Origin of the sequence: Pontibacterium sp., from assembly GCF_041587635.1 — a bacterium.
Taxonomy (GTDB): Bacteria; Pseudomonadota; Gammaproteobacteria; order Pseudomonadales; family Balneatricaceae; genus Pontibacterium.
Genome location: NZ_JBFGYC010000342.1, coordinates 1 through 4,464 on the forward strand (window position 1 = coordinate 1; position 4,464 = coordinate 4,464).

General features: G+C 50.1%; 5 protein-coding genes and 1 pseudogene. 3 read left to right on the forward strand and 3 right to left on the reverse strand.

The window, feature by feature from the left end; genetic code table 11:
* Positions 1 to 58 precede the first annotated feature (58 nt).
* Positions 59 to 649 (reverse strand): DUF3365 domain-containing protein, encoded by a 591-nt coding sequence (locus tag ABYW01_RS15000; RefSeq protein WP_372834148.1) that lies wholly within the window; start codon positions 647 to 649, stop codon positions 59 to 61.
* 183 nt (positions 650 to 832) lie between these two features.
* Here ABYW01_RS15000 and hisA point away from each other — a divergent pair, with 183 nt between their 5' ends.
* Positions 833 to 1,588, forward strand: a complete 756-nt coding sequence (hisA, locus tag ABYW01_RS15005; protein ID WP_372834151.1) for a phosphoribosylformimino-5-aminoimidazole carboxamide ribotide isomerase — start codon at positions 833 to 835, stop codon at positions 1,586 to 1,588.
* Between the two features lie 99 nt (positions 1,589 to 1,687).
* Here the strand turns inward: hisA and ABYW01_RS15010 are convergent, their stop codons facing one another.
* Both ABYW01_RS15010 and ABYW01_RS15015 read right to left on the reverse strand, forming a co-directional pair.
* The gene (locus ABYW01_RS15010) at positions 1,688 to 2,260 is read right to left on the reverse strand and encodes a PhnA domain-containing protein (RefSeq protein WP_372834154.1); all 573 of its coding nucleotides are present in this window, start codon (positions 2,258 to 2,260) and stop codon (positions 1,688 to 1,690) included.
* A 33-nt stretch (positions 2,261 to 2,293) separates the two neighbouring features.
* The gene (locus tag ABYW01_RS15015; protein WP_372834156.1) at positions 2,294 to 3,112 is read right to left on the reverse strand and encodes an endonuclease/exonuclease/phosphatase family protein; all 819 of its coding nucleotides are present in this window, start codon (positions 3,110 to 3,112) and stop codon (positions 2,294 to 2,296) included.
* Between the two features lie 239 nt (positions 3,113 to 3,351).
* On the opposite strand from ABYW01_RS15015, the gene ABYW01_RS15020 reads away from it, so the two are divergent.
* Together ABYW01_RS15020 and ABYW01_RS15025 are read left to right on the forward strand one after the other, a co-directional pair.
* On the forward strand, positions 3,352 to 3,534 hold the full coding sequence (locus tag ABYW01_RS15020) for an oxidoreductase-like domain-containing protein (protein WP_372834159.1): 183 nt from the start codon (positions 3,352 to 3,354) through the stop codon (positions 3,532 to 3,534).
* Positions 3,535 to 3,734: 200 nt separating this feature from the next.
* Positions 3,735 to 4,178, forward strand: a pseudogene (locus ABYW01_RS15025) (nitronate monooxygenase).
* Positions 4,179 to 4,464 lie beyond the last annotated feature (286 nt).

Sequence of the window (4,464 nt, forward strand, 5' to 3'; positions counted from 1 at the left end):
CGAGTGACAGGGCGTGAGTTAGATCTGCTCAGGCCCCATCGAGAATACTCAATTCTGATCAGAGGAATTTCTGTAAGGAGAATGCACCTCGCAGATCGCCAGCCTTAAAGCCTCGTGCGTTATCGGCTGGATATAATACGTCCAGCTTTTCAGCGATTTCGGGCTTGATCTTACTGCCGTGGCAGGCGAGGCATTTATCGCCGACCGGGATAGCCTTCATCATTCGAAAGACCTTGTTGCCAGCGTCATCCACCAGAACCTGACTGAAGACCATTTTCTTTAAGTTGGCGCCTGCAGCCGCTTGTTTCTCAAATTTCTTCAGTACTGTTTTTTCCCAGTCATCAGGTGCGTTATGTTCATTTCGTAGTTTCAGGCTGGTGCGGCCAACTGTCCAGCCTTTATCTTCCGCAACTGCTTGAGTAATTGGGGATGCTTTGGTGTTGCACACCTGAATTGCAGCGGGTAAACCACCTGCCTTTGCAGCGTGCTTTAGCTCTGAGCCTAAGTTTCCTGCCAGTGTTTTGATAACAACTTTCGCTTCTTGCTGTAGCGCCGGGATGTTAATGGGTTCGATCTCTGCGGCAACCAGACTCTGGGCGGAAAGTAGTGCATAGGCGCTGATTACGGTAGATGCCATCAACTGTTTCATGTTGAGTGTCCTGTCGTAGAAAAGGGTTGTGAATAAGGCTTAGAAGACAGGGCTAGGTTATATCCATATATCTAAATTAGCAATATCTAATGTTGCGATTTAACTTGATTCTACTGTGATCTATCCGGGGGATCTTCTGGTACAATGGCGCCTCAATTTTAAGGCCAGCTAGGGAGTATTTCCTTGACTCAGTTTCGTCCTTGCATCGACCTGCATCAGGGTCAGGTTAAGCAGATTGTCGGTGGTAGCCTCAATGATCAGGGCGCTGATACCAATTATGTCAGCCCATATGATTCTACCCACTACGCCAACTTATACCGTCAGCATCAATTGACGGGCGGACACGTGATTGCACTGGGCCCTGGTAACAAAGAACAAGCTTTAAAAGCGCTATCTGCATGGCCACAAGGGTTGCAGTTTGGTGGCGGCGTGAATGCCGATAATGCCTCTGAATTTCTCGACGCAGGAGCGTCACATGTTATCGTGACCTCTTATCTGTTTGAAAACGGTCAGTTTAGCTGGGAACGCCTGGAGCAGGTTAAAGCAATCACTGGCGCTGACCGTTTGGTGTTGGATCTGAGTTGTCGCCGGACCGATAGTGGTTGGAATATCGCAACTGATCGTTGGCAAACGGTGACTGAAACCGCGGTAGATGCACAAACACTGAGTGCGCTGAGTGAGCATTGTGCGGAGTTTCTGATTCATGCGGCCGATGTCGAGGGGTTGCAGGCAGGCATCGATCAGGATCTGGTGACGCTATTGGGTGAAGCTTCACCTATTCCGGTGACATACGCGGGGGGCGCGCGTTCACTGGAAGACCTGAAGCTGGTGGATCAGTTGTCCGATGGGAAGGTCGACCTGACTATTGGCAGTGCATTGGATATCTTTGGTGGTGAAGGTGTCACGCTGGAAGAATGTATTCAGTGGAATCAGCGTTAATCCGACGATCTGGAAAGGTCGTAATTTCTGACGGATCGGTTTAACGCTCACATAAAAAAGCCAGCACTGTGCTGGCTTTTTTATGTGTGGAGCGCTGGATCAGGCTTTCTTCATGTACGCGGCGACCAGAACAACACGCACGCCATTCACTTTGCCTTCGATGTGTTCTGGATTGGAAGACAAGCCAATGTTTTTGACCATCGTGCCGCGTTTAGCGGTGAAGCCCGCACCTTTTACCACCAGATCTTTCGCCAGTGTGACCGTATCACCTTCCTGCAGGATAGCGCCGTTGCAGTCACGTGTAGGAGAGGTGTCGTCATCACTGTCATCTGAAATGCCGGCTTCCGCCCATGCTTTCACATCGTCTTCTAGATAGAGCATATCGAGCAGATCCTGTGCCCAGCCTTCACCAGATAAGCGCTTGAGCATGCGCCAAGCCATGACTTGTACCGCAGGCTCTGGTGTCCACATGCTGTCGTTCAGGCAGCGCCAGTGATTCACGTCAAGGCTGTTGCTACTGTCGATCTGAGTGCGGCAGGTGTCGCATAGCAGAACGGCCTGTTCAGCACTGCCGTTAGAAGGCGCAACATCATATACACTCAGGTTGTCTTCAGACGTGCAGAGTTTGCATTTGCTGCCACTGCGCTGCATCAGGGTTTGTTCGATTGTCATAGGAATTACAGCCTCAAAATGAGTGCGGCAATTTTAGGCGTCTGACGCTAAAGCCTCAAACTGATCTGCCCTTAGTGAAGGAGTGGATTGGGTCAAATGTAGCAAGGCGGGGGGTAAGCCTATCTCCATGGTGACGGGGCGGTGGTCGGAAATTGTGCAGTCCAGTACTTCTGCAGAGCGTACCTCAAGTCCGGGAGTCACCAGTATGTGGTCCAGTGTTTGTTGTGGTTGCCAGCTGGGATAGGTGTGCTGGGAGGTCGCTGATTGCAACTTTAGATCTTTGAGTGGGCTGCGCGTGTTGAGATGTTCCAATGGGTTATTCATATCTCCCATCAGTACCACGTGTGGATGGTCGCCGATTATTCGCCGAATGTATCTCAGCTGACGGTCCTGTGTGCGGGTTCCTAGCGCCAGATGTAAAACGACGATAAGAAGGCTGTGTTCGCCCTGACCAAAGCGTGCGATGACGGCACCTCGGCCGGGCAGAATACCGGGTAAGCCATGATCTTCAACGTAAGAGGGAGGGATGCGACTGAGAATGCCATTGCTGTGCTGGGCGAGTTTTCCCAGATTTCGGTTGAGCTGTTGGTAGTAAAACGCGAATTTTCCGGTCTCTGCGAGAAACCGCACCTGATTGACAAAGCCGCTTCGAATGCTGCCGCCATCGGCTTCCTGCAGTGCAGCAATATCATAGTTGCGCAGAAGGTATCCTATCTCCTCCAGTGTATGGTTGCGTTTATGGTGAGGCAGCAGATGTTGCCAGCCACGCGTAAAATAGTGATGAAACGCGTGTGTACGGATACCGACCTGAATGTTGAAACTGATCAGGCGCAGGCTATCGCGGCGTGGCATGTCATAGGGCGCATGCGATGTTTCAGAATATGGCGCATTTAAAACCGCAGAATGGAACATAACAAGGCGCTCGGAAAGTTATGTTTACTATCAGGATAGTGGAAGATTGTGACTGTATCGTTAGGATTTGACGGCTTTTCATTCATGCGAATCTGGGCGTTCACACCGACCCAAGTCCAATAGGCGTTGAGTGCTAATTCCTATAAAATAGGTTGGTTATTAATGAGAGGTGAATTTGTATGACAGCGAATGCTGAACGCCCTGTACCCCCTGGCGATAATGAGTGTTGTGAGGGCGGTTGTTCCCCTTGTGTATGGGACCACTATCACGAAGCAATGCGTGTGTGGCAGGAGCAGCAGAAGGCTGAGAAAGCGAAGGCACAAGCAGAATTGGAAAAGTCTGAAGGAGATGCTGGCCACTGAATTTTTGGGTATCGACCTGCCGATTATTCAATCTCCGATGGCAGGTGTGCAGGGCAGTGAGCTGGCGATTGCTGTATCCGCAGCAGGTGGTTTAGATTCCTGACTGTGCGGAATGTCCTGTCAAGATGCCATACGCACTGAGCTGGAACATATCACTGCGGCTCGTGAGTTACGCTGGCTTGAAGAGGGGGCATCTCCGCATGTTTCTGTCGGAGGATTTGACTACTCAATTAGGTACATTTGCACTGTTGCCACAGATTGTTAGTGCAGTGGATTTTCCAGTCATTGCGGCAGGTGGTATCGCAGATGCTTAGGGTGTGTCCTCAGTTATTGTGTTGGGTGCGGCAGGTGCACAGGTCGGAACGGCTTATATGTTATGCCCTGAAGCAAAGACTAGTGCAGTGCACCGTAAAATTTTATCTGATGGTGCGGTGCATCATGCCGCAGTGACTAATCTGTTCTATGGACGTCCCGCACGAGGCATCGTGAACCGAGTGATGCAGGAGTTAGGCCTGCTGTCTGATCTGCCTCCGGTGATTCCGTTTGCTAGTACAGCGATCGGCCCACTACGTGCGGCCTCAGAGAGTATCGGTAAAGGTGACTTTACACCCCTTTGGGCAGGGCAGAATGTATCGTGTTGTTAGGAGATTTCCGGTGGCAAAGCTCACCCTGCTTTTGGCTTCTGAACTGTAGTTCTTCTGGTATTGCGACTGCAGCAAAAACTGACTGAAATCATTTTTTATATCAGTGAGTTACAAAAAGTTATTGTAAACATTTCGGGGCATGGTATTAGTATAAGTGTCAACCGTGACTCAGTAGTAAGGATTCGTTATGAACGTTAACATCACTAACCGAAATGACAGCAAAGTATCTGATTCCCTGCGTGATCGTATCAACGCATGGTTGGAAAGTAGTGCAGAACGCTATGAA

Coding starts and splice junctions, on each gene's coding strand:
- ABYW01_RS15000 (WP_372834148.1), bottom strand. CDS start 649: ATGAAACAGTTGATGGCATCTACCGTAATCAGCGCCTATGCACTACTT.
- ABYW01_RS15010 (WP_372834154.1), bottom strand. CDS start 2,260: ATGACAATCGAACAAACCCTGATGCAGCGCAGTGGCAGCAAATGCAAA.
- ABYW01_RS15015 (WP_372834156.1), bottom strand. CDS start 3,112: ATGCCACGCCGCGATAGCCTGCGCCTGATCAGTTTCAACATTCAGGTC.
- ABYW01_RS15020 (WP_372834159.1), top strand. CDS start 3,352: ATGACAGCGAATGCTGAACGCCCTGTACCCCCTGGCGATAATGAGTGT.